Origin of the sequence: Streptomyces sp. NPDC127129 (genome assembly GCF_042671585.1) — a bacterium.
In the GTDB taxonomy this organism is placed as follows: Bacteria; Actinomycetota; Actinomycetes; order Streptomycetales; family Streptomycetaceae; genus Streptomyces.
Map to the genome: position 1 here is coordinate 32,166 of NZ_JBHXTV010000024.1, position 25,040 is coordinate 57,205.

Genomic DNA, 25,040 nt, shown 5'->3' on the forward strand with positions numbered 1-25,040 from the left:
CGGACCCTAGGCGGGGCCGTCGGCCGGCGGGTCCTCCCAGGGGAGCGGCTCGACGGCGCTGTACGGCCACTCCAGGGCGTCGGGATGGCGCTTCATCTGGTCGGCGTACCAGCGGATCTGCTCGGCGTGGAGCGCGGGCCGGGACAGCTTGGCGACGGCGGGATAGGAGTCCGCGATCAGCTGGGCGAGGGCGAGGGACGCCTCGGCGTCGGAGGCCGCGTCTCCGGGGCGTGCGTGCGGGACGCCGTACCACGCGGTGACGGCGCGCAGGGAGCGGCTGCCGGGGCGGTAGCGGTCGGCGTGGCGGTCCAGGACGAGCGGGTCGCAGACGGGGGCCACTCCGTGCGGGAGCCGCGCGGTGAGGGGGGCCAGGTCATGGCGCCGGAGTTCGGCGTGGAAGGTGGTCAGGACGTGGGGGGCGAACCAGACGACCAGCACCTCGTTCGCGGCCAGGTGGTCGGCGAGGACGGTCGCGAGTCCGTCGAGGGCGCGGGCAGCGGGGACTCCTTCGGCGCGGGCGCGTTCGAGGGCGGCACCGAGTCCCGTGCCACCGTCCGGATACGGAAGATCGGATCCAGGATCCATGATCCAATCTCCGGTCACGCCGTCGCTCGTCCGCACCGACGCGGCGAGGATCCGGTCCACGGCCCCTCGGTATCCGGTGGTCACGATGTCCACCGCCATGAGGCGGCGGCGGTGCCAGCCCGGCAGGTCCTGCCGGGCCGGCGGGGCGTCCTCGGGCACGTGCCGCGGATGGAAGACCTCCCAGCCGTCCTTCGGGCCGTGGCCGTGCCGCAGCACCCCCGTCCCCGCAGGCACGACGGCCCCGCAGACCGCGCAGCGGCCGTCGTAGTCGTTGGTGAGGCCGGGGGCGCCGGGGCTCATGCCGTCGTCGCACCGTCCCGGTACGCCTCGAGAAGCCGCAACCACGCCTCGCTCAGCGTCGGATACGCCGGAACGGCGTGCCAGAGGCGGTCGATCGGCACCTCACCCGCGACGGCGACGGTGGCCGAGTGGAGCAGCTCTCCGATGCCGGGCCCGACGAAGGTGACGCCGAGGACGACCTCGCGGTCCAGGTCCACGACCATCCGGGCCCAGCCGCGGTAGCCGTCGGCGTACAGACCGGCACCCGCCACGGAGGTGAGGTCGAGGTCGACGGCGCGGACCCGGTGACCGGCGCTCTCGGCCTCGGCGAGGGAGAGCCCGACCGCCGCGGCCTCGGGGTCGGTGAAGACGACCTGGGGCACGGCCGCGTGGTCGGCGGTGGCCGCGTGCGCGCCCCATGCGTCGGTCTTCACGGAGGAGCCGTCGGCGGCACGCGCGGCGATGGCCGCACCGGCGATCCGCGCCTGGTACTTGCCCTGATGGGTCATCAGGGCCCGCCGGTTCACGTCGCCGACGGCGTACAGCCAGTCGCTTCCCTCGACCCGGAGGCTGTCGTCCACCGAGAGCCAGGAGCCGGGCTCCAGGCCGACGGTCTCCAGACCGATGTCGTCGGTGCGCGGGCTCCGGCCCGTCGCGAACAGGACCTCGTCGCCCTCGATCCGGTCGCCGCCCTCCAGGACGACGGTGACCGGGCCGGTACCTCCGTCGCGTACCACCGCGGCGACCGAGACGCCGGTACGGACGTCCCCGCCGCCCTCGGTCAGCGCGTCCGCGACGTGCTCGCCGACGAAGGACTCCATGCGCGGGAGCAGCCCCTTGCCCCGGACCAGGACGGTCACCCGCGAGCCGAGCGCCTGCCAGGCGGTCGCCATCTCCGCCGCGACCACTCCCCCGCCCACCACGATCAGGTGGCCGGGAACGGTGTGCGAGCTGGTCGCCTCGCGGCTCGTCCAGGGCCGGGCGCCGGTCAGCCCGGGCAGCTCCGGCAGCGCCGCGCGGCTGCCGGTGCAGACGGCGACGGCGTGACGGGCCGAGAGGAGGTGGCGATCGCCCTCGGGACCTTCCACGACGACCTTCCGGGGGCCGCCGAGACGGCCGTGGCCGCGGTAGAGGCGGGCCCCGGTGGACTCCAGCCAGCCGACGGCGCCGTCGTCCTTCCAGTCGGAGACGTAGTAGTCGCGGTGGGCCAGGACCGCCGCCGCGTCGAGCGGCCCCTGCACCAACTGCCGGAGACCGGGGACCTTCCGGGCGTCCGAGCGGGCGATGGCCGGGCGCAGCAGGGTCTTGCTCGGCATGCAGGCCCAGTACGAGCACTCGCCGCCGACCAGTTCGCTCTCGACCACGGCCACGCTCAGACCGGCGGCCCTGGCCCGGTCCACCACGTTCTCGCCCACGGGTCCCGCACCCAGGACCACCACGTCGTACTCGTGCTCCACCTCATGTGTCATGAGCCCCAGTCTGGTGGCAGGTGTGCGCGGTGGCCACAGGGGAAGGCGCGGCCCTGCGCGCCCGCGACGACGGGCGTGCGCAGGAGCGGAACCGCGTGGAATAGCGCGACTCGATACGCGGTTGTGCGGGTCGAGTCCCCAGGGGACCGTGAGGACACCCGCCAGGAGACCCGGAGAGGTAGAAAACATGAGCACTGTTGAGCTCACCAAGGACAACTTCGACCAGATCGTGAGCGACAACGAATTCGTTCTGATCGACTTCTGGGCTTCCTGGTGTGGTCCGTGCCGGCAGTTCGCGCCGGTCTTCGAGGCGGCCTCCGAGCGCCACGAGGACCTGGTCTTCGCCAAGGTGGACACCGAGGCGCAGCAGGAGCTGGCGGCCGCCTTCGAGATCCGCTCGATCCCGACGCTGATGATCGTCCGCGACAACGTGGCCGTGTTCGCCCAGCCGGGCGCGCTGCCGGAGGCGGCCCTCGAGGACGTGATCGGTCAGGCGCGCAAGCTGGACATGGACGAGGTGCGCAAGTCGATCGAGGACGCGCAGCAACAGCAGCAGCAGTAACCGCGCTTCGCGGGGGCGGTACGGGATATCCCGTACCGCCCCCGCGTGCGTGGTCCCGCCGGGGCGACGGCGCTTCACGGCGGTCAGCGCATCAGGGGGGCAACGCTCCCCAGAGGTCAGCGCTCCAGGACCAGCGCGAGGCCCTGGCCGACGCCGATGCACAGGGCCGCGAGTCCGGTGCCCGAGCCGGCCGCCGCCAGCTGGTGCGCCACCGCGCCCGCGAGCCGCGCGCCGGAGGCGCCGAGCGGGTGCCCGATCGCGATGGCGCCGCCGCGCGGGTTGACGACGGCGGGATCCAGATCCGGCCACTCGGCGAGGCAGCCCAGGGACTGGGCGGCGAAGGCCTCGTTGAGCTCGAACGTCGTCAGGTCGGCGAAGGACCGGTCCGCCTTCCCGAGCGCGCGCCGGACCGCTTCCACCGGCCCGAGCCCGAAGAGCTGCGGCTCGATGCCGGTGACGGCGGAGGCACGGATCCGGGCGAGCGGCTCGCGGCCCGTCTCGCGCAGCCCCTCCTCGTCGACCAGGAGCAGCGCGGCGGCGCCGTCGTTGAGCGGCGAGGCGTTGCCCGCCGTGACGGTCCCGCCCTCGCGGCGGAAGGAGGGCTTCAGCTTGGCGAGCGCCTCCAGAGACGTGTTGTCGCGGATGCACTCGTCCCGGTCGAGGTCCACCCCCTCGTACGGCACGACCTCGCCGTCGTACAGCCCCTTCGCCCACGCCTCGGCCGCCTTCTGGTGGCTGGCCAGGGCGAACGCGTCCTGCTGCTCGCGGGTGAGGGCGTGCTTGTCGGCGATCAGCTCCGCGCCCTCGCCGAGGCCGACGGTCCACTCGGCGGGCATCCTCGGGTTGGTCATCCGCCAGCCCAGGGTCGTGGAGTGGAGCTGCTGATGGCCGGCCGGGAACGCGCGCTCGGGCTTCTGCAGGACCCAGGGGGCGCGGGACATCGACTCGACGCCGCCCGCGACGGCCACGGAGGCGTCGCCCACCGCGATGGCGCGCGCGGCCTGGATCACCGCCTCCAGTCCGGAGCCGCAGAGTCGGTTGACGGTGACGCCGGGCACCGAGGTGGGGAGCCCGGCGAGCAGGACGGCCATGCGGGCCACGTCACGGTTGTCCTCGCCCGCGCCGTTGGCGTCACCGAAGTAGACGTCGTCGATCCTGGCCGGATCGAGGTCGGGCGATCGCTTCACGAGCGACGCGACGACGTGGGCGGCGAGGTCGTCGGGGCGTACGGAGGAGAGCGCGCCTCCGAACTTGCCGATCGGGGTGCGGACGGCGTCGACGATGTAGACGTCGCGGATGCTCATCGGTTCTCTCCCACGTGAGCCTCGGGCGGGCGGTTGCGCGCGCGTCGCGTGCGCGTAAGCGTGCTTCGTGCGCGTGCGCGCCGGGCTTCGTTCGCCTGGTGAATTTTCCTTCGTTGACGTGCGCGCCGAGTCTCCGCCCGGCGGCGACTTCTGTCAACGGTGGCGGAGTGTGCGTACGTGGCGCGTAAACCGATACGACGCCACCGCCGCTCAGGACCCCGTCGGGGTCCTGACCAGCGCCGTCAGACCGTAGTCGAGCTCGCGGCCGTCGACGAGCAGCGCCTCGACCGTGCACGTCTCCGGGTCGATGTCGGCGGCGATGCCATGACCCTCGTAGCGCGGGTAGCCCGACGAGCCCGTGTGGCCCGTCGCCTCCACGACCGCGGTCCGGACCGCGCTGTCCTCCACGGACGCGCCGCCCCGGTCCTCCACGTGCTCGGCGACGAGCAGGATCTCGAAGCGCCGCGGAACTGTGCTCATACTTCGACGCTAAGCCGCATCGCCGCACGCCGCCCGGCGCTCGCGCTCAGCTCGACTCACGGGCGACGACGCGCGAAGCCATCAGCTCCTGCGCCATGGGCGTGCTCTCGGGGGCGCGGACCGCGCTGTCGACGAGTTCGGCGAGGTGCCGGCCGATCACCATGTCGATCTGCACCGTCGTCAGCCGCGGCCGCAGCAGCCGCCCGAGCAGCAGGTCGTCCGAGCCCACGACCGCCGTCTCGTCCGGGACGGAGATCCCCGCGTCCTGCAGGGCCCGCATGAGGAGCATCGCGTACTCGTCGTTGTAGGCGAACACCGCGTCCAGACCCAGTTCGCGCCAGCGTCCGGCGAGCTCGTTCGCCGATTCCTCCTCGTACCGCAGCGGCAGCGGCACGACGGTGGCCTCCGTCCCCGCCACCGCCTGCCGTGCGCCTTCGAGCCGCGGCCCGGAGAACATCTCGAGCCCCGGCTCCTCGGGGATCACCACGCCGATCCGGCGCCGGCCGCGCTCCAGGAGGTGCTCGGCGGCGACCCGCCCCACCCGGTCCTGGTCCATGACGAGGGCGTGCGCGCCCTCGACCCGGTGCGGGCCGACGGTGATGACGGCCTTCGCCCCGGACCGCTTGAGGATCTCGACGCCGTGCGGGGACAGCTGGACCTCGCCGAGCGAGACCACGGCGACCGGACGGAGCTCCGCCCAGGCGCGCGCGGCCCCGTCCCCCTCGAGGCCGAGGCTGCCGTACTGCACCACGGTGTAGTCGAGGCGCCGCAGAGCCCACTGCAGCTCGTTGAAGAACCGGCTGTAGAGGGGGCCGATCGGCACGTGGGCGGTGGGCAGCAGCACCATCCGACTGTGACCGGCACGAAGGCTGCGCGCCGCGGCGTGCGGGACGTAGCCCAGCTCCTCCGCCGCCTCCCGGACCCGCTGCCGGGTCGGCTCGCTGATCCGTACGGCAGCGGTGTTGTTCAGGACGTACGAGACGGTCGCTCTGGACACTCCCGCGAGCCGCGCCACATCGGCGCTCGTCGGGACGGGACGTTCGGCGGACTGTTCGGGTGACTGGCTCATCGCTCCGGCATCTTTCCAGACCAATCCGGGCCAGGGTCTTCCGGATGGCCGGATTCGAGTGCTACACAGTGCTGACGCGTGTCACTGACACGTGTCACCACCCGCACATCCGCTCCTCGCCCCCCGCATCGGGCGATCTTCACCAGGAGGGCACCGTGGCCCTTTCCTCCTCCGACACCGGACCCGACACCGGACCCGACGCCGGCACCGGAACCGAGACCGCAGCCGCAGCCGGGCCCGAGGCCGGCTCCCCCGTGGAGCCCCGGCCCACCCGCGGCCTGCTGTCCCTCCTCCTCGCCGGGAACACGGCGATGTACGCGCTCTACGTCGGTGTCCCCGGGCTGCTGCTCGCCCTGCAGATCGAGGACATCGACCCCGCGGACAAGGTGGCCAACTTCGGGCTGGTCTCCGGTGTCTCCGCGATCTTCGCGACGGTGTTCAACCCGGTCGCCGGCGCGCTGTCGGACCGCTCGGGCCGCCGTAACCCATGGATCCTGGCGGGCGGACTGCTCGCGATACCGGTGATGTTCCTGCTGGGCAGCGTGCACACGATCCTGCTCGTGACGATCGCCTGGTGTCTGGGCCAGGCCGTGATGAACGTCTACCAGGCAGCGATCACCTCGGTCGTGCCCGACCGGGTGCCCCTCGCCTCACGCGGCAAGGCCTCGGCCGCCGTCGGGCTGGGCCTGCCCATCGGTTCCACCGTCGGTGCGCTCATCGGCGCCGCGTTCTCGGAGAACTACCGCACCGGCTACCTGGTCTTCGGCGTGATCGTGGCGGCCGCCGCCGTCCTGTTCACCACCTGCGCCCCCGAGCGGCGGATGCCCGCCAAGGCGCCCCTGCCCGTGAAGCAGCAGATCGCCGCCTTCGGCAGCGCGCTGAAGGACCACGACTTCCGCTGGGCGTTCATCGGCCGCGCGCTGCTCGTCCTCGGCTACTTCGCGGTCGCCGGCTTCCAGTTGTACATCCTCAAGGACCACACCGACCTGCCGGGCGGACTCACCCCCGAGGAGGCGGTGGCCATCCTGATGCCGGTCAACTCCGTCGCCATGGTGGTCTCCACCGTCCTGGGCGGCTGGCTCTCGGACCGCTACGACCGCCGCAAGCTCTTCGTCGGCGCCTCGGCCGCGCTGGCCGCCGTCGCACTCGTCATCCCGGCCGTCTCGACGAGCTGGACCGCGATGCTCGCCTTCTCCGTCGTCAACGGGCTCGGCTTCGGCTGCTACATGGCCGTGGACACGGCCCTGGTCACCATGGTGCTGCCGAAGGCGGAGGACGCGGCCCGCGACATGGGCGTGCTCAACGTGGCGAACGCCGGGCCGCAGATCGTCGCCCCGTTCGTGGCCTCGCTCATCGTCTCGCTCAGCGGCGGGTACACGGCCCTCTTCGTGATCGCCGCCGTACTGTCGGTCCTCGGGGCACTCGCCGTGCGCCCGATCCGTACCGTGCGCTGACCGAGAGGGACCGACGTGCGACTGCACACCACCACCTGGGGATCCGGCGACCGGGTCGCGCTGCTGATCCACGGCATCATGTCCGACCACCGCACCTGGCGGCGGGTCGGACCGGCCCTGGCCGAGCAGGGCTACCGGGTGGTGGCGGTGGATCTGCGGGGGCACGGCGCCAGCGGCCGGGCCGCCGGGCCCGAGGAGTACACGCCGGAGAGCTACGCCGGCGATCTCGTCGAAACCCTGTCCACGGGGGCCGAGTTGGCGATCGGGCATTCGCTCGGGGCGCTGGCCCTCGCCACCGCGGTGGAGCGACTGGCCCCGCGTCGAGCGGTCTACGTCGACCCGGCCTGGCATCTGCCGGCGGGGACCGCGAGCACCCGGGCGGAGCTCTTCGCCCACGCCAAGCGGCTCACCCGCGAGCACATCAGGGTCTTCAACCCCCGCTGGGCGGAGGAGGATCTCGACATCGAGATCGACACCGTCGGACTCTGGGACGAGCGCACGGCGCAGAGTCTCGCGGCCCTCGTCGGCCGGGACATGTGGCCCGCGAAACCGGCCGTGCCGTCGCTGGTCGCCCTCGCCGACCCGAGCCTGCTCGTGACCGCGGACGACGCCCGGATGCTCACCGGGCGCGGCTTCGAACTCCGTACGGTCGTCGGCGCGGGGCACACCGTCCACCGCGACGACTTCGACGGGTTCATGACCGCCCTGAAGGGGTGGATCTGACGTACCGTGTGGTCATGGACGACGTCTCGATGGTGGGCATGCTCGGCCGGGTCACCGGCACCGTCGGGCCGGGACTCGTCGGCGAGGTGATCGTCCGGATCCGGGGCGGAGCCGAGCACTTCCTCGCGTACGCGGCCGATGCCAAGGAACGGATCGGTCTCGGAACGGTCGTGATGGTCGTGGAACATCTCCCTCCACGCACCGTCTATGTCACAGCCGCGTACGACGGTTGACCGATCCATTGAGCGCCCGTCCGGCGAGGCGCACACTCCCTTCACCGGATCCGCACGGCTCCGGTGAAGGGGGAGCTGCCCATGGGAATCGGCATCCTGGCGGGCGGCGCTGTCGTCGCCGTCCTCGTCCTCATCGCACTGTTCAAACTCATGTGGCGCGTCGCGGAACCCAACGAGGCGCTGATCATCTCCGGCTCCAACCACAAGATGGAGGGGCTCGGCGAAGGCATGGGCTTCCGGATCGTCACCGGGCGCGGCACGCTCGTGATGCCGGGCGTCCAGGCCGTACGGAAGCTGTCGCTCGATCTCAACGAGACCCAGTTGCAGGTGGAGTGCGTCACCCACCAGGGCATTCCGCTCAAGGTCCGCGGTGTCGTGATCTTCAAGGTGGGCGACGACTTCGTGTCGATCGCCAACGCGGCCCGCCGCTTCCTCGACCAGCAGAAGCTGATGTCGGAGCGGGTGCACATCGTCTTCGCCGGTCATCTCCGCGCCATCGTCGGCGGGTTGACGGTGGAGGACATGATCCGTGACCGCGAGAAGCTGACGGGCCAGGCCCGTTCGGCCTGTGGCACGGAGATGGAGAAGCTCGGCCTGATCGTGGACTCGCTGCAGATCCACGAGATCGAGGACCCGACCGGGTACATCAAGAACCTGGCCGCGCCGCACGCCGCGGCCGTCCAGCGCGACGCCCGGATCGCGCAGGCGGAGGCCAACCGGCGGGCCACCGAGGCCGAGCAGCAGGCCGCGGCCCGGATGTCGGAGGCCACCAGGGACAGCGAGATTCTGCAGGCGGGGTACCAGGCCGAGCGGGACCAGGCCTCGGCGAAGGCGCGGCAGGCCGGTCCGCTGGCCGAGGCGGCGTCGCGCCAGGAGGTCGTCGTCCAGGAGACACGGGTCGCCGAGCTGGAGGGACACCGCAAGGAGCAGCAGCTCCAGGCGGAGGTGCGCAAGCCCGCCGACGCCATGGCGTACGAGACCCGGACGCTGGCCGAGGCCGAGCGCGACGCCCGGATCTCGGCGGCGCAGGCGGAGGCGAAGGAGACCGAGCTGGCGAGCGCGGCCAAGGCCACCGCGACCCGGCTCACCGGTGAGGCGGAGGCCGCGGCCCAGCACGCCAAGGGTCTGGCCGTCGCCGAGGCGACGCGCGCCAAGGGTCTCGCCGAGGCCGAGTCGATCAAGGCGAGGGCCGCGGCGCTGGCCGAGAACCAGGAGGCCGTGGTCGCGCAGCAGCTGGCCGAGAAGTGGCCGGAGATCGTCGAGGCCGGCGCGTCGGCCTTCGGCAATGTGGACCAGATGATCCTGCTGAACGGCGCCGACGGCATGGCGGAGATGTTCGCCAAGGCGCTGACCATGGGTGGGACGGGTCTGGGCCTCGCCCGTCAGCTGCTGTCGACGATGAATCCGGGCGCCCAGGCAGCTGCGGTGCCCTCGGTGAACGGCGCGAGCGCGCCCGCTCCCCGGACGGAGGCGATCCCGGTCGGCGACGACCAGGCGTAGCCGTACGGGAGGGGGACCGGCCGGGGTCCGGCGCCGCACCGGCGTCGGGCCCCGGCCCGGTGTTTGGACGCGCCGAACGAGTAAAGACGACTACCTGACACCGCACTTATCACGCGAGGTAGGAGACGCATCATGGGCATCATCGCTTGGATCCTCATCGGACTGCTCGCCGGTCTCATCGCGAAGGCCCTGATGCCGGGCAAGGACCCGGGCGGCATCATCATCACCATGCTCATCGGCATCGCGGGCGGCCTGCTCGGCGGATGGCTCGGCAAGGTCATACTCGGCGTCGACTCGATCGACGGCTTCTTCGACCTCTCCACCTGGATCGCCGCCATCGTGGGGTCCCTCATCCTGCTTGCGCTGTACCGCCTGTTCACCGGGAACCGACGCTCGCACCGACACGCCTGATCCCTCGCGGGGCGCGGGAGCAGCGTGCCGGGCGGCGCACAGCGCAGCGGGGCACCCCGATGGGTGCCCCGCTGCGCGTGCGCCCCCGTGCCCACAGGGCACGCAAGTCCGTTCGGAAGCTCAGTTGTGACCGAACTTCCGTTCCTTCTTGTGGGAGACCTGCTCGATGATCGGCCGCGGGGTCTCCCGTACGGCCGGAGTCTGTTCCTTCGACGTCGCCTCGGTCCTGTGCTCGTGGCCGCCCGTTCGGGCACCTCGGTTCACCCGGGTCTGTTTCTTGCCCACGATCGTGCCTCCTGTACCGGAACTCGGACGCTGGGGCCGTCTTCAGCCTCGCACGGGCGTACGGACGCCGCATGTCAGAGGCCGTGCGCCGGGCTTTCCGGGGAGACCGGGGCAGCCGGTCGTCAGCCGGACAGCCGGTCAGCCGCCGGTGACGACCCGCTGGAACGCGCCGAGCGTCGTCCGGGCGGCCGTACGGTCGAGGATCGCGAAGACGATCTCGTCGAAGTGGCCTGCGAACCGGCCGCCGTCCATGAGCAGGGCCCTGAACGCGCCCGCGACCTCGGCCGGGTCGTTCTGGAAGACGCCGCAGCCCCAGGCCCCGAGGACGAGCCGCCGGTAGCCCGCCGCCACGGCCGTCTCCAGGACCCGCTCGGCGCGGGCGGCGAGGGCCGCCGGGACGCGGTCGGCGAGGGCGGGCGTCTGCCGGCGGATCACGCCCGCGTTGGGGGCCGGCGAGGTGAGGAATCCGACCGTGAAGGGCTCGTCGAGCAGTCCGCCGCGGTCGTCACGGAAGACGGGGACACCGGGCGAGTGGATCACACGGTCCGTGTAGAAGGCGTCCCGCTCGGCCCGGTGGTGCGCGTAGTACTCGGGGGCGCGCAGGAGCGTCGTGTAGAGGGCGGAGGCCCGGCAGAGGGCCTCTTCCTGGGCCTGGGCGCCGTTCAGATATCCCCCACCGGGGTTACGGGCCGAGGCGAAGTTCAGGACGGCCACCGGCGCGGCCGCATCGTCCCCGGTCAGGCGTCGGGCGGCGACGAGACTGCTCTCGTCGGTGACCTCGACGGAGGTGGTGCGGTCCGTGTCCGGGGTGACGGGCACGGCCTCGGGGCCGTACAGCGTCGTGCCCGCCAGCGCGGCGCGCAGCGTCTCCTCGATGGAGACCGATCGGCCGCCGGGGGCCCGGTACCGGCCCGTCTCGACGATCTCCTCGGTCTGCTTCGCGATCCCCCGCAGTCGTGCGCTCATGAACGCAAGCTTGATCGATTCCGTTGACCCTGAGCAACGGGATATTCACCGTGGGGCCGGTGAGGCGCTCTTGCACGCCCGTCGGTGGTGGCTTTAGGTGGAATCAGCGCCTCAACGGAAGGAGGAGACGACATGTCGTCGAGCGGCATACCGCAGGGCGGTCAGGGCCTCAGTGTGGACGAGGCCGAAGACCTGCTCCGATGTATCTGCTTCAAGACGGGTCCGCCCCGCACGGTGGGGGCGGAAGTGGAATGGCTCGTCCACGAGCTGCGGGATCCGCGGCTTCCCGTCCCGCCCGAACGACTGGCCGCGGCCGTCGACACCGTACGGTCCCTGCCCCTGGCCTCGGCCATCACCTTCGAACCCGGTGGACAGCTGGAGCTCAGCTCGCCGCCCGCCGGGTCCCTCATGAGCTGCGTCGACACCCTCTCGGCCGACCTGCGTGCGGTGCGCGACGCTCTCGCCCCTCTCGGACTCTCCCTCAACGGGTACGGGGTCGATCCCTGGAACGCGCCGCGCGAGCGGATCCTGCGTGAGCCCCGTTACGACGCGATGGAGACCGTTCTCGACCGTACGGGTCCCGCCGGCCGGGCCATGATGCGCGACTCGGCGTCCGTGCAGGTCTGCCTGGACGCCGGTCACGAGGAGCCGGGGCCGCTCGGCTACCACCGCCGCTGGCAGATGGCACATCTGCTGGGTGCGGTGCTGGTGGCGGCGTTCGCCAACTCCCCCGTCCACGGCGGGCGCCGGACCGGCTGGCGGTCGACCCGGCAGGCCCTGTGGACGGATCTCGACCCGGCACGGGCACTCGCCCCGCCGCCGGACGGCGAGCCGCGTGCCGCATGGGCGGCGCATGTGCTGGACACCCCGGTGATGTGCGTACGCGGCGCGGAGACGCCCTGGGACGTTCCGGAGGCGCTGACCTTCCGGGAGTGGCTGCGCACCGGGCGTCCCAGGCCCGCCGACGAGGACGACCTGCGCTATCACCTGACGACCCTCTTCCCGCCGGTGCGGCCGCGAGGGCATCTGGAGCTGCGGATGATCGACGCCCAACCCGGCCCGGACGGCTGGATCGTGCCGGTCGCCGTGACCACGGCGCTCTTCGACGACGCGGAGGCCGCCGAGACGGTCTACCGGGCCGTCAAGCCCCTTGCGGAGCGCGCCGGTTCGCTGGCCGCTCCGCGTAACCAGCTCTGGGTGACGGCGGCGCGGGACGGGCTCACCGACCCCGACCTGCACGCCGCTGCGCTCGTCGCGTTCCCCGCGGCCCTCGAGGCGCTGCCCCGGATCGGGGCGAGCGAGGCGGTCCGGCAGGCGGTGTCCGACTTCCACGAGCGTCATGTACGGACCGGCAGCTGTCCCGCCGACGAGCACCAGGAGGTGGCGTGATGACCGTGACCGACGATCCGACGGCTCTGCGGCGGCGGGCGCTGGACGCGCTCACGACCGCGCGGGCCCGCACCGCGCTGCTCACCTCGTGCGTCGAGGACGACGAACTCACCGCGCAGCACTCCCCGTTGATGTCCCCGCTGGTGTGGGACCTGGCCCATATCGGCAACCAGGAGGAGCAGTGGCTCTGGCGGACGGTGGCCGGGCGTGACGCGCTGCGCCCGGAGATCGACTCGATCTACGACGCCTTCGAGCACCCCCGCGCCTCCCGTCCCACCCTTCCCCTGCTGGCGCCGACCGACGCCCGCGCGTACGCCTCGGACGTCCGGAGCCGGGTCCTGGACATCCTGGAGCGCACCCCGTTGGAGGGGCGGCCGCTGGTGGAGGCGGCGTTCGCCTTCGGGATGATCGCGCAGCACGAACAGCAGCACGACGAAACCATGCTGATCACCCATCAGCTGCGGAAGGGCCCGCAGGCGCTCAGCGCTCCCCCGCCGCCCGTCACGGACATCGGGCCCCTTCCAGCCGAAGTGCTGGTTCCCGGGGGCGCGTTCACGATGGGCACCTCGGACGAGGCCTGGGCCCTGGACAACGAGCGCCCCGCACACACGCGGGTCGTCCCGGCGTTCTTCATCGACACCGTGCCGGTCACCAACGGCGCCTACATGGCGTTCCTGGCGGACGGAGGCTACACCGACGAGCGCTGGTGGCAGGAGGAGGGCTGGGAGCAGATCCGCAGGCACGGCATCGCCGCGCCGTTGTTCTGGCGGCGTGACGGCGGACAGTGGCTGCGCCGCCGCTTCGGCGTGACGGAGCCGGTGCCCGAGGACGAACCGGTGGTGCACGTCAGCTGGTACGAGGCGGACGCCTACGCCCGCTGGGCCGGGCGCAGGCTGCCCACGGAGGCGGAGTGGGAGAAGGCGGCCCGGCACGATCCGGTGACGGGGAGCTCGCGCAGGTATCCGTGGGGCGACGCCGACCCCGAGCCCGGCCACGCCAATCTCGGGCAGCGGCACCTGCGGCCCGCCCCGGCCGGCAGCTATCCCGAGGGCGCCTCGCCGCTCGGCGTCCGGCAGTTGATCGGGGACGTGTGGGAGTGGACGTCGAGCGACTTCCTGCCGTATCCGGGGTTCACGGCCTTCCCGTACAAGGAGTACTCGGAGGTGTTCTTCGGCCCCGCGCACAAGGTGCTGCGCGGCGGGTCGTTCGCGGTGGACGCGGTGGCCTGCCGGGGCACGTTCCGCAACTGGGACCTTCCGGTGCGCCGCCAGATCTTCTCCGGTTTCCGGACCGCACGGGATGCGGAGCTCTCCTGATGTGCCGCCATCTCGCCTTCGTAGGCGATCCGTTGGCGCTCGGCGAGCTGCTGCTGCGGCCGCCGTTCTCGCTGGAGCGGCAGGCCTGGCAGCCGCGTATGCAGACCAGTGGCGTGGTGAACGCGGACGGTTTCGGCGTCGGCTGGTACGCCGACGGCGACCCGGTGCCGGCCCGCTACCGTCGGGCCGCGCCCGTCTGGGGTGACCTCACCCTGGCCGATCTCGGGCGGGTGGTGCGCACGGGCGCGCTGCTCGCGGCGGTCCGGGGCGCCACCCGGCCGGGCGCGGACGGGGAGGCCGCGGCGTCCCCGTTCGCGGCCGGGCCGTGGCTCTTCAGCCACAACGGCGCGGTGGAGGGCTGGCCGGGGTCGCTGACCGGCCCGGCCGCCTCGCTGTCGGCGGCGGAGCTGCTCGCCCTGGAGGCCCGTACGGACTCGGCGCTGGTGTGGGCCCTGGTGCTGCACCGGCTCCGGGCCGGTGACGCGCCGGGGCAGGCGCTCGCCGACACCGTACGGGAGGTCGCCGAGGCCGCCCCCGGGTCCAGGCTCAACCTGCTGCTCACCGACGGTGCGGAGATCACCGCGACGAGCTGGGGGAACTCCCTGTGGCACCTCAGACGTCCCGACCGCGTGGTCGTGGCCTCCGAACCGTACGACGACGATCCCCGCTGGCACGAGGTGCCGGACCGCACGCTGCTGACCGCCACCCGTACCGACGTCACCCTCACTTCGCTCAAGGAGCCGTCCTCGTGAGCCCCTTCCAGCTGACCCGTACCCTTCCCGAGGACGCCACGGAGGCCGATCTGCGCGCCGATGTGCTCCACGGTCTGACCCGCATGCCGAAGGAGCTGCCGCCGAAGTGGTTCTACGACGCGCGCGGCAGCGAACTGTTCGAGGACATCACCCGGCTCTCCGAGTACTACCCGACCCGTGCCGAGCGGGAGATCCTGATCGACCGGGCCCATGAGATCGCGGCGGCGACGGGGGCGCGGACCCTGGTCGAGCTGGGTTCGGGCTCCTCGGAGAAGACCCGTTTCCTGATCGACGCGCTGCTGCCGGAGCTGGACAGCTATGTGCCGGTGGACGTGAGCGAGTCGGCGCTGAAGGGGGCGGCCGAGGCGCTGCTCGCGGAGCGTCCCGGTCTCCACATCCACGCCTTGGTCGCCGATTTCACCCGGGGACTCGCGCTGCCGGGGACGCCGGGGCCGCGCCTGGTGGCGTTCCTCGGAGGCACGATCGGCAATCTGCTGCCCGCCGAGCGCGCGGTCTTCCTGCGCTCGGTACGGACGATGCTGGCGCCGGGCGACGCGCTGCTGCTCGGTACGGATCTGGTGAAGGACGAGGCGACGCTGGTCGCGGCGTACGACGACGCGGCCGGGGTGACGGCAGAGTTCAACAAGAACGTGCTGGCCGTGATCGCCCGTGAGCTCGACGCGGACGTGCGGCCGGACGACTTCGACCATGTGGCGGTCTGGGACCGGGACCGTGAGTGGATCGAGATGAGGCTGCGGGCGCGGCACGCGCTGACGGTGAAGATCCCGGAGCTTGATCTGGTTCTGCCGTTCGAGGAGGGCGAGGAGATCCGGACGGAGGTGTCGGCGAAGTTCCGTCAGGCGGGTGTGCGCGCGGAGCTGGCCGAGGCCGACCTCGAGCTGACCCGCTGGTGGACGGACAAGGAGGGGCGGTTCGCGCTGTCGCTGGCGACGGCTCTCTGAGCCGCCCGGGCGAGTTCGCGACGGTTCGGATACTGGACGCTGGATATCGGATCCAGTATCCGAATCTCCGCGGTGACGCCGCGGGCCGACGCGATCCGCCAGAGGGAGGCGGCCAGCGGATCGTCTCCGACGAAGGCGGCGGGACCGACGGGCCGGTACTCCAGCCGTACCGGCTGGACCGGCGCGGAGGCGTCGAGCGCGGCCTGGAAGGCGGCGTGCCGGAAGGCGCCGCCGCCCCGGCCGCACCAGGTCGACCCCTCCGGGAAGACGACCACCCGGCCGCCGCCCGCCATCGCCCCGGCCATCGTGCGCACGGTCTCGGGCAGGGCCCTCAGCCGGTCGCGGTCGATGAAGAGGGTGCCGCCCCGCGCCGCGAGCGGGCCGAGCACGGGCCAGGCCCTGACCTCCCGCTTCGCGAGCATGCGCCCGGGCAGGACGGCGGCGACGAGCGGGATGTCCAGCCACGAGATGTGGTTGGCGACGACCAGCAGCGGCCCGTCCGCGGGGACGGGGGCGCCGGTGACCTTCATGCGGACACCGAAGGCCAGGATCACCAGCCGGCACCACCGGCGGACGAGCGCCCGCCGGCCGCGGGCGGGCAGCAGCGCCGCCAGGGGTGCGAGCAGCACCCCGGCGAGGACGGCGGTGACGCCCGCGGTCAGCCGGAGCGCGGCCAGGACGGGTCCGGCCGACGGGCCGGCGTGCCGGGCGCAGTCTCCGGGCGCGCACGGCGCCGTCGGCAGCCAGGGGGAGACGGGGCCGGCGGTGGTCACTGCGCCGGGGCGAGGGAGAGGAAGTGGCGGAGGTATCGGGGGTTGGTGTTGCGCAGCGACAGCAGGACGTAGAGGTCGGCGACCCCGAAGTCGACGTCGTGCGCGGGCGCGCCGCAGACCCAGGCGCCGAGCCGGAGGTAGCCGCGGAGCAGCGGGGGGAGCTCGACCCGGCCCTCGGGGCGGGTGACGCCGTCGGGGGTCCAGAGCTTGTGCGGGGTGACCCAGTACTCCTCGGGAGCCAGGTGCTTGGCCTTGACGGTGTCCCAGGTGGCGGCGGCGAGCGTGCCGCCGTCGGCCAGCGGTATCGAGCAGCACCCGGCGAGCCAGTTGTGGCCGGTCCGGGTCATGTAGCGGGCGAGTCCGGCCCAGATGAGGGCGATGACGGCGCCGTTGCGGTGGGCGGGGTGGACGCAGGAGCGGCCGACCTCGACGAGGTCGTCGCGGATGGGGCCGAGGCGGCCGAGGTCGAACTCGCTCTCGGAGTAGAGGCGTCCGGCGATCCGGGCGCGGTCGGGCGGCAGCACGCGGTAGGTGCCGACGACGTCGCCGGTGGCCTCCTCGCGTACGAGCAGGTGGTCGCAGTAGGCGTCGAAGGCGTCGATGTCGAGGCCCGGCTCGGGTCCGTCGAGGTGGGCGCCCATCTCGCCGGCGAAGACCTGGTGGCGGAGCCGCTGCGCGGCGCGGACGTCGTCCTGGTCGCGGGCGAGGCAGACGATGTAGCGCGGCTGCTCCTCGGTGACGCGGTCGGCCGCCAGGGGCTGCGGCTGCGCCGGGACCCCGTGGAGGGGGGCGGTCGTGAGGGTGACTCCGGCGGGGACGGGGACGGCGGGTGCGACAGCGGCTACGGGTGAGGGTGCGGGCATGTCGGGCTCCTCCGGCGTACGGAAGGGGGACGGTGAGGGCCGGACCGGGTGAGCGGTGGTCCGGCTCCTTACTTCTTCCGTGGCCGACTGGATTCGACATGACCGTTCGGGGGCTCGCGGGTGTGTAGGTGCTGAATGCTGGTCGGTGGACCCCGCGTGGCCTGGTTCTTCGGTGTGCCCGGCTATTCGCCGAGCGTCTGGGTGATCTTCTCGGAGGCGGCCCGGGCGGCCTGCTTCGGGTTCTCGCCCTGGAGGACGGCCGTCATGTAGGGCTTGATCGGGTTGGCCGCCTCGACGTCGGCCCACTGCGGGGAGTTCGGTGTGGCACGGCCGCGGGCGGCCGCGCGGGCCATGACGGCGGTGGCCTCCTGGCCCTGGACGACGGAGGCGAGGGAGGTCTTGTTGGGGACGTTGTTCATGGCACGGGCGAGCTCCGTCTGCCACTTCTCGCCGGCGAGCGCCTTGACGACCTCGATGGCGGCGTTCCGCTCGGGCGCGTTCTCCGGGACGATCAGGTCGGAGCCGCCGGTGAAGACCGCGCAGGGCTGTCCGGCCTTCTTGCCGGGTATCGGGAAGAAGCCGAGCTTGTCCGCGAGTCCGGGGTTGGCCTTGGTGATGGCGGCGACGGCACTGGGGGTGGCGATGATCTGGGCGACGTCCCCCCGGGCGAAGACCTCGGCCTGGGGCGGCGTCTGTTCGTCGGCGTCCTTGGGGCCGGAGCCCAGGGACTGGAGGTCCTTGTAGAACTCCATGCCGCGCAGGGCGGCGGGGCTGTCCAGGGAGCCGGTCCAGTCGCCGCCCTTGTCCTCGGCGAGTTCGCCGCCCTCGTCCCAGATGAACCCGGCGAGGGTGTACCAGTCCTGCCCCGCGAGGTAGATGCCCTGGGACCCGGTGCCGTTGAGCTTCTCGGTGTCGTCGAGCCACTGGGCCCGGCTGGTGGGCGGCTTGGTGATGCCGGCCTGCTCGAAGAGGTCCTTGTGGTAGATCACGACGCGGTTGGCGGCGTACCAGGGGATCCCGTACTGGGATCCGCCGATGCGTCCGGGCTCGGCGAGGCCGGGCAGCCAGTCCTCGCTCCCGAGGTCGCGTACGGACTCCAGCGTGAGGTCGTAGAGCTTGTCGGTGTCGGCGTACTGCGCGACCTGGGTGTTGCCCACCTCGATGACGTCGGGTCCGCCCTCGCCGCGGATCGCCTCGGTGACCTTCTTGCCGATGCCCGTCCATTCCTGGATGGTGAATTCGAGCTCGACGCCCTCGTGTTCCGCCTCGTACGCGGCCTCGAAGCGTTGGAGGAAGTCCTCGCTGGCGCTGTCGCGCATCAGCCAGACGTTCACCGTTCGGGTCCCGCCCTCGTCGCCGGGGAGGAGCCCGCAGCCCGCGAGGGCGAGGGCGGTCGCGGCTGCCAGGGGACAGGCCAGGTGGCGGTTCTTCACGTAGGTCACCTTCTGCGTTCCATGAATGGAGTGCGGCATGGGGAGCTGACCCGTCGTGGGGGGACCGAACGGCGTGTTCGTGCGGGTGCGTGGCCTGGATTCTGGTCTGGACCAACGAAGTGGTCAAGCCCAGGGCTGTCCGGTTCCGGGCAGGCGTGCGCGGCACGCCCGCCCGTTACCCCGGGTAGGGCCGGCCGGGACCGTCCGGGATCGCAGCCGCTAGACGGCCGGTACGGAGTCCTCGAAGGCGGTGCCCGCCGTGCGGTAGGCCGCGACCTTGGCCGCCACCTGTGCCGGGGTCAGGACCTGGTCCTTCACGTGCAGGACGTAGTCGACCTTCTGGTCGTAGGACCGGGGTGTGGTCGACGTCTGGCCCTGGAGGTCGATGAGCCACTGGTTGAAGTTGATGGACATGGGGCGCTCGGGCAGATAGCGGGCGTCGTGGCGTCCGAACTCCTGGCCGTCGACGTAGTAGACGATCGTGTTGTCGTCGATGGTCAGGACCAGGTCGTGCCAGCCGGCGTAGCTCGCGCGGACCTCCGAGTGCTGGTTGACCGCCTCCCAGGGGTCGGGCCGGTAGGTCTCCCACGAGGTGGTGTAGAGGATGTTGGCGGGCTCGCCCCAGCCGCCGTTGGGCAGGTACTCGAAGTCGTACTCGGCGTAGTCGTCGGCCATCGGCGCCTTGAGGTCGTTGATGGTGAAGAAGGTCTGGACGAGGCGGTCGCCGTCCGGCCCGGAGACCGGAGCGTCGGAGAAGCGGACCCGTGCGGCGTACGTGCCGTTCCTGAACTTCGTCGAGCGGGTGAGGATCTCGGTCTGCCTGGTCGACTCGGCGGTGCCGGCGGTCGAGGTCCGCAGGTTCATGATCGAGTTGGTGCCCTCCTTGGCGAAGGTCACGTTCTCGGCGGCCCAGGTGGCTCCCGGCACCCCCGGTCCACCGGAGTTGGACCGCACGCTCCATCCGTGGGCGGAGACCGCGGGGTCGGTGTGGCCGGTGTAGTCGAAGTCGTCGAAGAGCGCGGCCCCGCCGGTGGGTGGCGGTGTGGTGGGGTCGGTCGGGGTCGGGGTGGGCTCGTTGCCCGCGGGGGCCGTGCCCCAGACCTGGACACCGCCGACGGTGGCGGTGACCTTGCTCCAGTTCGCGTAGGCCGTCTGCGACGGACCGAAGGAGTAGTCGTCGCTCTGGTTCAGCGGCTGCCAGTTGGAGCGGTGGAAGCGCAGCTGCATGTCTCCGGTGTCCGCGCCGGGGGCGAGACTTCCGGCGCCGGCGGTGAAGCCGACCTCCAGATAGCGGTCGGCGGTGGCGGTGGGATGGGCGAGGGTGCCGAAGGTTCCGGTGAGGTTCGCGCAGCCCTTGACCGCCCAGGAGCAGGCGTAGGTGTACGAGGCTCCCGCGTCGGCCTTGAAGTAGTACCGCACCTTCACCTGGCTCAACGGCACGCTCGACGAGCCGGAGTTGACCACCTTGAACCAGGGCTCGACCTGGTCGCTGCCGGTGGCGCTCTGCCGGTACTGGACGGTGACGGCCTCGCCGGCCGCGGCCGCCGGGAGGGCGGTCAGGGCGGTGGCGCCGAGGCCGGTCACGGCGGCGACGACGAGCGCGGCGCGTACCCGCAGGTTCCTGGTGCTCTTCGGTTCACTCATCGGGTTTCCTCTCCTGAGGGGGTGACGGGGGTGGGGGAAAGGCGGCGCGGCACCCCGAGGGCGTCGAGCCGGGTCCTGTGGTGGCGCAGCCGCGTCAGGAAGGCGCTCCAGTCGCCACGCCCGGCCCAGGCGACCTCCGCGAGGGCGCAGAGCCGCGGGAAGGTCAGGTACTCGGCGTGCGCGGCGGTGGGCACGTACTCGGTCCACAACTGGGCCTGGGCGCCGAGCACCTGGGCGCTCTCGTCGGCGCTCCAGTGGGCGGGCGCCGGATCGGTGCCGTGGACGGCGCGCAGGTCGACGACGGCACCGGGCTGGCCCGGGGGTTCGTCGGAGCGCGCCGACTGCGGATAGTCGAGGTAGGTGGTGCGGTGCGGCGCCATGACGACCCGGTGGCCGCGGCGGGCGGCGGTGCGGCCGTGGGCGGTGTCGCGCCAGGGCATGACGGTGAAGTACGGGGGGAGGTCGGCGCCGGTCTCGGTCCAGCCGAGCGGCCGGCGTCCGGCGTCGAGGAGATGGCGGCCGATCCGTTCCATGAACCAGCCGTGGAGGGCGCCGGGCCCGTCGAGCCCCTCCTCGGCGGCGCGCCGGCGCGCGGCGGCCGAGGCGTGCCATTCGGTGGTCGGGCACTCCTCTCCCCCGACGTGGACGTACGGCGAGGGGAAGACGTCCATCACCTCGTCGAGGACGTCGCGGCAGAAGTCCAGGACCTCGTCGTGGACGCCCAGGACCGTGTCGCACACCCCCCAGCGGTCCCAGACGTCGAGGGCGCGGTCCGGCCGGTTGCCGAGCGCGGGATAGGCGGCGAGCGCGGCCCTGACGTGGCCGGGCATCTCGATCTCGGGGACGACGGTCACTCCGCGCTCGGCGGCGTGCCGCACCAGGGCGGTGAGCTCGGTACGGGTGTAGGCGCCGCCGTGCGCACGGCCGCCGATCTCGGTGAGCCGGGGGTGTGCCGCGACGGGCATGCGCCAGCCCTGGTCGTCGGTGAGGTGGAGGTGGAGGACGTTGAGTTTGTGGAGGGCGAGGAGGTCGACGTACCGGTGGAGGAAGGAGACGGGCCGGAAGGTGCGGGCGACGTCGAGCATGGCTCCACGCCAGGAGAACCGGGGCGTGTCGGTGATCTGCACACAGGGGACGGACCAGGCGACGCCGGGCGAGGGACCGTCGTACAACGCCTGCACGGGCAGGAGTTGACGGAGCGTCTGGACACCGGCGAGGAGCCCTTGGGGGCGGGCGGCGCGCATCAGCACCCCTTCGGTGCCGACCGTCAGGCCGTATCCCTCCTCGCCGAGGCCGGTGAGGGCGGGGTCGAGGGCGAGGACGACCGTGCCGTCGGACCGTTCGGGCAGGGGCAGACCGGTGGCGGGTGCGAGGAGGGTGCGCAGCAGCCGGGCGGCCCCTTCGGCACCACGGGCGGTCTTGAGCGCGGTGGTGTGGTCGAAGGTGAACCTGCCGGGCAGCGGGTGGAGTTGGGTGGGCTGGGGAACGAGTGGGGGCAGGCGCATGGCGTGCTCGTTATCCCTTCACGGCTCCGCCGGTCATCCCGGCGGCGACCCGGCCCTGCAGGACCAGGAACAGGACGAGGACGGGCAGGGCGAAGAGGGTGGAGGCGGCCATGGTGGCGCCCCAGTCGGTACCGAAGACGTTGGAGAAGGACGAGAGCCAGACGGGCAGCGTCCGGTCGTCCTGGTTCTTGATGATCAGCATGTTGGCGAAGGCGAACTCGTTCCAGGCGGTGATGAATCCGAAGAGCGAGGTGGCGAGGAGGCCCGGGGCGAGCAGCGGCAGGGTCACCCGGCGGAACGCCTCCGCCCGGGTGCAGCCGTCGACCTGGGCGGCCTCTTCGAGCTCGGCGGGGACGGCGGCGAGGAAGGAGCGCAGGGTCACGATGGTGAAGGGCAGGGTGATCATGAAGTAGATCAGCGTCAGGGTCGCCAGCCGGTCGAGCAGGTCGGCGTCCCGGGCGATGACGTACATGGGGATCAACAGGGCTTCCCAGGGCGCCACCTGGGCGATGAAGACCATCAGGATGAAGCCCCGGCGGCCGCGCCAGCGCATCCGGGCGACGGCGAACGCGGCGCCGAGCGCCACGACGAGCGCGAGCAGCACGCAGCCGGCGGTGACGAGCAGGCTGTTGCGCCAGAAGAGCCAGAAGCCGTCCGCCTCCACGGCGTGTACGAAGTGCTCCAGCGTGAGGGAGGTGGGCAGGAAGACCGGGGTCTCGGTCTGGATGTCGCGGGTGGGTTTGAAGGCGGTCAGGACCATCCAGTACACGGGGAAGACGGCGAGGACGAAGACGATCGCCGCGGCCGTGTTCAGCGGCAGGCGGCGCAGGGCGCGGGGTGTCACCGGTCGGCCTCCTGCCGGAGCAGCTGACGGAAGTAGGCGATCAGCACGGCGACCAGCAGGAGCACGGTCAGGGTCGAGACGGCCGAGCCGAGGTCGTAGCGGTGCAGGGACTGGGCGACCCGGTAGGCGTACACGGGCAGCGTGGTGGTCGCGTCGCCGGGGCCGCCGCGGGTGACGGCCCAGATCTGGGCGAAGCAGCGGAAGACCCAGATCACTTCGAGGCAGAGGACCAGGCCGAAGAGGGGCCGGAGCAGGGGCAGGGTGATCGCGTGGAAGATCCGCCAGGCCCCGGCCCCGTCCAGCCGGGCCGACTCGTACAGCTCCTCGGGGACGGTCATCAGCGCCGCGTGCAGGGTGATGGCGGCGAACGGGACGGACTGCCAGACCACGAGCAGGACGAGGACGGTGAAGGCGGCCGTGCCGTCGGCGAGCCAGGAGTACCCCTCGTAGGAGCTGAACCCCAGCCGTACGAGCACCCAGTTGACGACACCGAGACGGGAGGCGAAGAGCCACTGGAAGACGGTGGTGGTGGCGATGACCGGGCTGGCCCAGGCCATGACCAGCCCGCTCGTCACCAGGATCCGCATCCGCCGGCTCAGCCTGCGCATCATCAGCGCGACCAGGGTGCCGATCACCATGATCAGGGCGACGTTGATCAGGGTCCACCAGAAGGTGCGCCGGACGACCTCCCAGAACTCGGGGTCGGCCAGGACGGTCCGGTAGTTGCCGAGTCCGACGAACGCCGCGTCTCCCCGGATCAGTTCGCCCATCCCGTAGCGCTGGAGGGAGATCAGCAGGTTGCGGACGAGGGGGTAGCCGAGGAGCAGGGCGCCGCCGAGGACCGTCGGCGCGACGAGGAGGTAGGGCCAGAGAGCGGCCCGGCGCCGCCCGCTCACGAGCCGAGGGTCTTGGTGATGCTCTCCGACGCGTCCTTGGCGGCCTTCGCCGGATCGGTACCGGTGAGCACGGCGGTCAGGTACTGCTTGATCGGGTTGGTGGCCTCGACGGCCGCCCACTGGGGGGAGTTGGGCGTCGCACGGCCCTGCGCGGCCCCGGCGGCCATGGCGGCGGTGCCGGGGTCGTCCTGGATGACCCGGGCGAGCGAGGTGCGGTTGGGAACGTAGCTCATCGTCCTGGCCATCTCCGTCTGCCACTTCTCACCGGCCAGCGCCTTGATCACCTCGTAGGCGCCGTCGGGGTGGGCGGAGGCCTCGGGGACGATGAGATCCGAACCGCCGGTGAAGACGGCGCCGGGCCTGTCGGCCGACTTGCCGGGGATCGGGAAGAAGCCGAGCTTGCCCTTGAGCGCGGGGTTGGCCTCCTCGACGATCTTCGCGCCGCCCGGTACGGCGATGATCTGGGCGACGTCGCCCTTGGCGAAGACGTCGGCCTGCGGGGGCTTGGCCTCGTCGGAGTCCTTGGGCCCCTTGCCGAGGGCCTGGAGCTGCCGGTAGAAGTCCATGCCGGCGAGCGCCTCCGGGGTGTCGAGCGCGCCCTTCCACGTCTCGCCGTCGCGTACGGCGAGGTCGCCGCCGTCCTCCCAGACGAAGCCGGCGAGGGCGTACCAGTTCTGGCCGGGGAGGTAGATGCCCTGGGTCGGGCCCTTGTCCAGCTTGGCGGTGACGGCGAGCCACTCGTCGCGGGTCTTGGGCGGAGCGGTGATGCCGGCCTGCGCGAAGAGGTCCTTGTGATAGATGACGACCCGGCTGGCGGCGTACCAGGGGATGCCGTACTGCTTGCCGTCGATCCTGCCGGGCTCGGCGAGTCCGGGCAGCCAGTCGGCGCCGTTCAGCGCGTCGACCTTGTCGCTGAGGTCGCGGACGCCGCCGCTCGCCGCGTACTGGGCGATCTGTGTGTTGCCGACCTCGATGACGTCCGGGGCGTCGTTGCCGGCGAGGGCGGCGGTGACCTTCTCGCCGATGCCGTCCCACTCCTGGATCTGGATGTCGAGGGTGGTGCCCCGGTGCGTCGCCTCGAAGTCGGTACGGAAACGGGTGAGGAAGTCGTCGGTGACGCTGTCCTTCATGATCCACACGGTGACCTCGCGGGAGTCCGCGGCCTGCGGGTCGTCGGTCGAGCCGCAGGCGGTGGCGCAGAGGGCGAGGGTCGCCGCGACGGCGACGGGCGCTGCGAGGGATCTGGTCTTCACGGGCACCTCGGAGAAAGGGAATTGACCAATTGGTCAAGTGGTCAGCTGCGTGACCAGAAGGTGGCATGGACCAATGAGGCCGTCAACCCC

At 72.0% G+C, this 25,040-nt stretch carries 25 protein-coding genes; 10 read left to right on the plus strand and 15 right to left on the minus strand.

Annotated features, from left to right (window positions below; all coding sequences use genetic code 11):
* Window positions 1-6 precede the first annotated feature (6 nt).
* Complete coding sequence (locus ACFVGW_RS33725; RefSeq protein ID WP_385854645.1) at window positions 7-885, minus strand: 3'-5' exonuclease; 879 nt, start codon at window positions 883-885, stop codon at window positions 7-9.
* Window positions 882-2,333 carry a dihydrolipoyl dehydrogenase family protein gene (locus tag ACFVGW_RS33730; RefSeq protein ID WP_385854646.1) on the minus strand — a complete coding sequence of 484 codons (1,452 nt, stop codon included), beginning with the start codon at window positions 2,331-2,333 and terminating at the stop codon, window positions 882-884. Before ACFVGW_RS33730 ends, ACFVGW_RS33725 begins: the two co-directional genes overlap by 4 nt.
* A 187-nt stretch (window positions 2,334-2,520) precedes the next feature.
* Here ACFVGW_RS33730 and trxA point away from each other — a divergent pair, with 187 nt between their 5' ends.
* On the plus strand, window positions 2,521-2,895 hold the full coding sequence (gene trxA / locus ACFVGW_RS33735; RefSeq protein ID WP_385854647.1) for a thioredoxin: 375 nt from the start codon (window positions 2,521-2,523) through the stop codon (window positions 2,893-2,895).
* A 116-nt stretch (window positions 2,896-3,011) separates the two neighbouring features.
* Here trxA and ACFVGW_RS33740 read toward each other — a convergent pair whose 3' ends face one another.
* The 3 genes from ACFVGW_RS33740 to ACFVGW_RS33750 form a co-directional block, all read right to left on the minus strand.
* On the minus strand, window positions 3,012-4,199 hold the full coding sequence (locus ACFVGW_RS33740; protein WP_383220411.1) for a thiolase family protein: 1,188 nt from the start codon (window positions 4,197-4,199) through the stop codon (window positions 3,012-3,014).
* A 210-nt stretch (window positions 4,200-4,409) separates the two neighbouring features.
* Window positions 4,410-4,679 (minus strand): hypothetical protein, encoded by a 270-nt coding sequence (locus ACFVGW_RS33745; RefSeq protein WP_383220410.1) that lies wholly within the window; start codon window positions 4,677-4,679, stop codon window positions 4,410-4,412.
* A 46-nt stretch (window positions 4,680-4,725) separates the two neighbouring features.
* Complete coding sequence (locus ACFVGW_RS33750) at window positions 4,726-5,748, minus strand: LacI family DNA-binding transcriptional regulator (protein ID WP_385854648.1); 1,023 nt, start codon at window positions 5,746-5,748, stop codon at window positions 4,726-4,728.
* A gap of 155 nt (window positions 5,749-5,903) precedes the next feature.
* On the opposite strand from ACFVGW_RS33750, the gene ACFVGW_RS33755 reads away from it, so the two are divergent.
* The 5 genes from ACFVGW_RS33755 to ACFVGW_RS33775 all read left to right on the plus strand — a co-directional run bounded on the left by ACFVGW_RS33755 (window position 5,904) and on the right by ACFVGW_RS33775 (window position 10,069).
* Window positions 5,904-7,202 carry an MFS transporter gene (locus tag ACFVGW_RS33755; protein WP_385854649.1) on the plus strand — a complete coding sequence of 433 codons (1,299 nt, stop codon included), beginning with the start codon at window positions 5,904-5,906 and terminating at the stop codon, window positions 7,200-7,202.
* Between the two features lie 15 nt (window positions 7,203-7,217).
* Window positions 7,218-7,925 carry an alpha/beta fold hydrolase gene (locus ACFVGW_RS33760; protein ID WP_385854650.1) on the plus strand — a complete coding sequence of 236 codons (708 nt, stop codon included), beginning with the start codon at window positions 7,218-7,220 and terminating at the stop codon, window positions 7,923-7,925.
* A gap of 14 nt (window positions 7,926-7,939) precedes the next feature.
* The gene (locus ACFVGW_RS33765) at window positions 7,940-8,158 is read left to right on the plus strand and encodes a hypothetical protein (RefSeq protein WP_361595961.1); all 219 of its coding nucleotides are present in this window, start codon (window positions 7,940-7,942) and stop codon (window positions 8,156-8,158) included.
* An 81-nt stretch (window positions 8,159-8,239) separates the two neighbouring features.
* Complete coding sequence (locus tag ACFVGW_RS33770; RefSeq protein ID WP_385854651.1) at window positions 8,240-9,658, plus strand: flotillin family protein; 1,419 nt, start codon at window positions 8,240-8,242, stop codon at window positions 9,656-9,658.
* 132 nt (window positions 9,659-9,790) lie between these two features.
* Entirely contained in the window at window positions 9,791-10,069 is a 279-nt protein-coding gene (locus tag ACFVGW_RS33775; RefSeq protein ID WP_385854652.1) for a GlsB/YeaQ/YmgE family stress response membrane protein, read from the plus strand.
* Window positions 10,070-10,189: 120 nt separating this feature from the next.
* Here ACFVGW_RS33775 and ACFVGW_RS33780 read toward each other — a convergent pair whose 3' ends face one another.
* Entirely contained in the window at window positions 10,190-10,354 is a 165-nt protein-coding gene (locus tag ACFVGW_RS33780) for a hypothetical protein (RefSeq protein ID WP_352189670.1), read from the minus strand.
* A 138-nt stretch (window positions 10,355-10,492) separates the two neighbouring features.
* Window positions 10,493-11,320 (minus strand): TIGR02452 family protein, encoded by an 828-nt coding sequence (locus ACFVGW_RS33785; protein ID WP_385854653.1) that lies wholly within the window; start codon window positions 11,318-11,320, stop codon window positions 10,493-10,495.
* A 132-nt stretch (window positions 11,321-11,452) separates the two neighbouring features.
* Between ACFVGW_RS33785 and egtA the strand changes: the two genes are divergently transcribed.
* The 4 genes from egtA to egtD are packed head-to-tail and all read left to right on the plus strand — an operon-like array spanning window position 11,453 to window position 15,739.
* Window positions 11,453-12,709, plus strand: coding sequence for an ergothioneine biosynthesis glutamate--cysteine ligase EgtA (gene egtA / locus ACFVGW_RS33790; protein WP_385854654.1), 1,257 nt, complete (start codon window positions 11,453-11,455; stop codon window positions 12,707-12,709).
* Complete coding sequence (egtB, locus tag ACFVGW_RS33795) at window positions 12,709-14,025, plus strand: ergothioneine biosynthesis protein EgtB (RefSeq protein WP_385854655.1); 1,317 nt, start codon at window positions 12,709-12,711, stop codon at window positions 14,023-14,025. The genes egtA and egtB overlap by 1 nt, the downstream gene beginning before the upstream one ends.
* Window positions 14,025-14,777 (plus strand): ergothioneine biosynthesis protein EgtC, encoded by a 753-nt coding sequence (gene egtC, locus ACFVGW_RS33800; RefSeq protein ID WP_352189674.1) that lies wholly within the window; start codon window positions 14,025-14,027, stop codon window positions 14,775-14,777. The genes egtB and egtC overlap by 1 nt, the downstream gene beginning before the upstream one ends.
* Complete coding sequence (egtD, locus tag ACFVGW_RS33805) at window positions 14,774-15,739, plus strand: L-histidine N(alpha)-methyltransferase (protein WP_383220400.1); 966 nt, start codon at window positions 14,774-14,776, stop codon at window positions 15,737-15,739. Before egtC ends, egtD begins: the two co-directional genes overlap by 4 nt.
* Here egtD and ACFVGW_RS33810 read toward each other — a convergent pair.
* From ACFVGW_RS33810 to ACFVGW_RS33845, 8 genes are all read right to left on the minus strand, one after another.
* Window positions 15,634-16,512 carry a lysophospholipid acyltransferase family protein gene (locus ACFVGW_RS33810; RefSeq protein ID WP_385854656.1) on the minus strand — a complete coding sequence of 293 codons (879 nt, stop codon included), beginning with the start codon at window positions 16,510-16,512 and terminating at the stop codon, window positions 15,634-15,636. The genes egtD and ACFVGW_RS33810 overlap by 106 nt on opposite strands.
* A complete protein-coding gene (locus tag ACFVGW_RS33815) occupies window positions 16,509-17,375 on the minus strand; it encodes a GNAT family N-acetyltransferase (RefSeq protein WP_385854657.1) in 867 nt (288 codons plus the stop codon). The genes ACFVGW_RS33810 and ACFVGW_RS33815 overlap by 4 nt, the downstream gene beginning before the upstream one ends.
* A gap of 182 nt (window positions 17,376-17,557) precedes the next feature.
* Window positions 17,558-18,808: an extracellular solute-binding protein gene (locus tag ACFVGW_RS33820; RefSeq protein ID WP_385854658.1), complete on the minus strand. Its 1,251-nt coding sequence runs from the start codon at window positions 18,806-18,808 to the stop codon at window positions 17,558-17,560.
* 219 nt (window positions 18,809-19,027) lie between these two features.
* Window positions 19,028-20,452 carry a cellulose binding domain-containing protein gene (locus ACFVGW_RS33825; RefSeq protein WP_385854659.1) on the minus strand — a complete coding sequence of 475 codons (1,425 nt, stop codon included), beginning with the start codon at window positions 20,450-20,452 and terminating at the stop codon, window positions 19,028-19,030.
* On the minus strand, window positions 20,449-21,957 hold the full coding sequence (locus ACFVGW_RS33830; RefSeq protein ID WP_385854660.1) for a beta-N-acetylhexosaminidase: 1,509 nt from the start codon (window positions 21,955-21,957) through the stop codon (window positions 20,449-20,451). Before ACFVGW_RS33830 ends, ACFVGW_RS33825 begins: the two co-directional genes overlap by 4 nt.
* A 10-nt stretch (window positions 21,958-21,967) precedes the next feature.
* A complete protein-coding gene (locus ACFVGW_RS33835) occupies window positions 21,968-22,801 on the minus strand; it encodes a carbohydrate ABC transporter permease (protein WP_385854661.1) in 834 nt (277 codons plus the stop codon).
* On the minus strand, window positions 22,798-23,697 hold the full coding sequence (locus tag ACFVGW_RS33840) for a carbohydrate ABC transporter permease (protein WP_385854662.1): 900 nt from the start codon (window positions 23,695-23,697) through the stop codon (window positions 22,798-22,800). Before ACFVGW_RS33840 ends, ACFVGW_RS33835 begins: the two co-directional genes overlap by 4 nt.
* On the minus strand, window positions 23,694-24,950 hold the full coding sequence (locus ACFVGW_RS33845; RefSeq protein WP_385854663.1) for an extracellular solute-binding protein: 1,257 nt from the start codon (window positions 24,948-24,950) through the stop codon (window positions 23,694-23,696). Before ACFVGW_RS33845 ends, ACFVGW_RS33840 begins: the two co-directional genes overlap by 4 nt.
* Window positions 24,951-25,040 lie beyond the last annotated feature (90 nt).

Bases quoted from the DNA above. Each gene is read 5' to 3' on its own strand.
- ACFVGW_RS33770 (WP_385854651.1), top strand. From the start codon at position 8,240: ATGGGAATCGGCATCCTGGCGGGCGGCGCTGTCGTCGCCGTCCTCGTC.
- ACFVGW_RS33830 (WP_385854660.1), bottom strand. From the start codon at position 21,957: ATGCGCCTGCCCCCACTCGTTCCCCAGCCCACCCAACTCCACCCGCTG.
- ACFVGW_RS33725 (WP_385854645.1), bottom strand. From the start codon at position 885: ATGAGCCCCGGCGCCCCCGGCCTCACCAACGACTACGACGGCCGCTGC.
- egtA (WP_385854654.1), top strand. From the start codon at position 11,453: ATGTCGTCGAGCGGCATACCGCAGGGCGGTCAGGGCCTCAGTGTGGAC.
- ACFVGW_RS33825 (WP_385854659.1), bottom strand. From the start codon at position 20,452: ATGAGTGAACCGAAGAGCACCAGGAACCTGCGGGTACGCGCCGCGCTC.
- ACFVGW_RS33745 (WP_383220410.1), bottom strand. From the start codon at position 4,679: ATGAGCACAGTTCCGCGGCGCTTCGAGATCCTGCTCGTCGCCGAGCAC.
- ACFVGW_RS33785 (WP_385854653.1), bottom strand. From the start codon at position 11,320: ATGAGCGCACGACTGCGGGGGATCGCGAAGCAGACCGAGGAGATCGTC.
- ACFVGW_RS33750 (WP_385854648.1), bottom strand. From the start codon at position 5,748: ATGAGCCAGTCACCCGAACAGTCCGCCGAACGTCCCGTCCCGACGAGC.
- trxA (WP_385854647.1), top strand. From the start codon at position 2,521: ATGAGCACTGTTGAGCTCACCAAGGACAACTTCGACCAGATCGTGAGC.
- egtB (WP_385854655.1), top strand. From the start codon at position 12,709: ATGACCGTGACCGACGATCCGACGGCTCTGCGGCGGCGGGCGCTGGAC.
- egtC (WP_352189674.1), top strand. From the start codon at position 14,025: ATGTGCCGCCATCTCGCCTTCGTAGGCGATCCGTTGGCGCTCGGCGAG.
- ACFVGW_RS33775 (WP_385854652.1), top strand. From the start codon at position 9,791: ATGGGCATCATCGCTTGGATCCTCATCGGACTGCTCGCCGGTCTCATC.
- ACFVGW_RS33730 (WP_385854646.1), bottom strand. From the start codon at position 2,333: ATGACACATGAGGTGGAGCACGAGTACGACGTGGTGGTCCTGGGTGCG.
- ACFVGW_RS33765 (WP_361595961.1), top strand. From the start codon at position 7,940: ATGGACGACGTCTCGATGGTGGGCATGCTCGGCCGGGTCACCGGCACC.
- ACFVGW_RS33740 (WP_383220411.1), bottom strand. From the start codon at position 4,199: ATGAGCATCCGCGACGTCTACATCGTCGACGCCGTCCGCACCCCGATC.
- ACFVGW_RS33815 (WP_385854657.1), bottom strand. From the start codon at position 17,375: ATGCCCGCACCCTCACCCGTAGCCGCTGTCGCACCCGCCGTCCCCGTC.